The following is a 1,766-nucleotide window of genomic DNA, read 5'->3' as shown; positions in this document are numbered from 1 at the left end:
TTGACACTCCCCACGATTAGAAATCGGGGGATTCTTGGTTCAACGAACTGACTTGCTTAACCAGACCGGAATCAGGAAATGTAGAGGACAGATCTCCCCAAGCGTTGATAAAAGTTTCGGTGTGCCCCACCGTACTCAAGGCTCTATTAAGTATGTTCTTGGCGGCATTATGATCGCGATCTAAATTGCAACCACATTTACAGGTATGAGTCCTAGTCGATAAAGATTTTTTGACGACCTCACCACATTCAGAACAGTTCTGGCTAGTATAAGCTGGATTAACTGCAACGGTTATCTTATTAAACCTTTGACCAAAATGCTCTAACCATACCCGAAATTGACGCCAACCAGCATCATTAATAGACTTGGCAAGACAATGATTTTTAACTAAGTTTTTTACCTTTAAGTCTTCGTAGGCGACCAGGTCGTTAGACCGGATTACGCAACGCGCCAGTCTCTTGGCGTGTTCTTTACGCTGCCTACTTATCTTAAGGTGTGCCCTACCTAGTCTATTTCTGGCTTTTCGTCGGTTGGCTGAGCCTTTCTTTTTTCGGGAAAGCCTACGTTGACATAATTTTACACGTTTCTCGCTTTTTCTATAAAACCTGGGATTGGGTTCCGAGTAGCCATCAGAGTCAGTATAAAACTCTTTTAGTCCTACATCTAGTCCAACAGCATATCCGGTACTTTCTGACTCTTCAGTTTTATTTACTTTGACGCAGAACTGGACATAATAGCCGTCGGCTTTCTTGACAATCCGAACCCTTTTTATAAGCTTTTGGTCGAACCACCATAAGTCCCAAGTACCTTTAAGCTTGATTTTGCCAATACCTTTCTTGTCGGTGAACTTAATATACTTTTTGTCTAGTGATAATTTCCAACCAGATTGCTTGTACTCAACAGAACGGCAGTGCTTCTTGAATTTCGGGAAGCCTTTCTTCCCTGGAACCTTCTTTTTACAGTTATCAAAGAAACGTTTAATAGCTCGTTCTACATTTTCAACAGAAGCTTGACAAGCATGACTATTGAGGTCTTTTACAAACTTAAATTCGTCTCTTAGTTGGGTGTTATAGCGATAGAGTTGTTTCTTTCCAATCCCTTTGTTATCTATCCAGTAACGAAGCACTTTGTTTCGTACAAACTTAGAGGTACGAATGGCTTCATCCACAGCTTTCTGTTGGGACTTGCTAAGGATGGCTTTGAACTCCATTGCTAACACTTTTACCACCTCCTTGACCTTATTTTGCCTGTATTATTATATTATATACATAATATCTAGCTAGTGTCTAGGATAAATTGAAAAAAAAATTCAAATACAATAAAAATATTGTCTAATCGTGTAAATACCACGTCGTATGGTGTCCTAAATACCGTAGACCAGTACTTGTAGAAGAGGTGGAAGTAAGACTAAAAGAACTCCTACACCAGATAGCGGAAGAGATCCAAGTCGAAATTATCGAATTAGAAGTAATGCCTGATCATGTTCACCTACTCTGTGAATGCGACCCCCAATTTGGCATCCACAGAGTAGTTAAAAGGTTTAAAGGAGCCACCAGCAGGTACCTTAGAGAACAATTCCCTCATCTGAAAAGTAGGCTACCTACCTTGTGGACTAATTCTTACTTTCTGTCTACAGTTGGAGGCGCTCCACTAGAGACAATCAAACGGTATGTGCAAAATCAAAAAGAGGTTTAGGGAATAAATTCCTGTTCGGGCTAACCCCATGGATAGAATCCAGGGGCTTGCGCCCTCAGGATTTTCGGTCA

The 1,766-nt window shown here is 40.8% G+C and carries 1 protein-coding gene and 1 pseudogene; one reads left to right on the top strand and one right to left on the bottom strand.

What is annotated here, in order from left to right:
- Positions 1-16 precede the first annotated feature (16 nt).
- A complete protein-coding gene (locus tag F6K63_RS36735) occupies positions 17-1,219 on the bottom strand; it encodes an RNA-guided endonuclease InsQ/TnpB family protein (RefSeq protein ID WP_287314999.1) in 1,203 nt (400 codons plus the stop codon).
- 77 nt (positions 1,220-1,296) lie between these two features.
- On the opposite strand from F6K63_RS36735, the pseudogene tnpA reads away from it, so the two are divergent.
- Positions 1,297-1,695 (top strand): annotated as a pseudogene (gene tnpA, locus F6K63_RS36730) (IS200/IS605 family transposase).
- Positions 1,696-1,766 lie beyond the last annotated feature (71 nt).

It is taken from the genome of Moorena sp. SIO1G6 (assembly GCF_010672795.1).
Classification (GTDB): domain Bacteria; phylum Cyanobacteriota; class Cyanobacteriia; order Cyanobacteriales; family Coleofasciculaceae; genus Moorena; species Moorena producens.
This window is presented reverse-complemented; position numbering and strand designations above follow the sequence as displayed.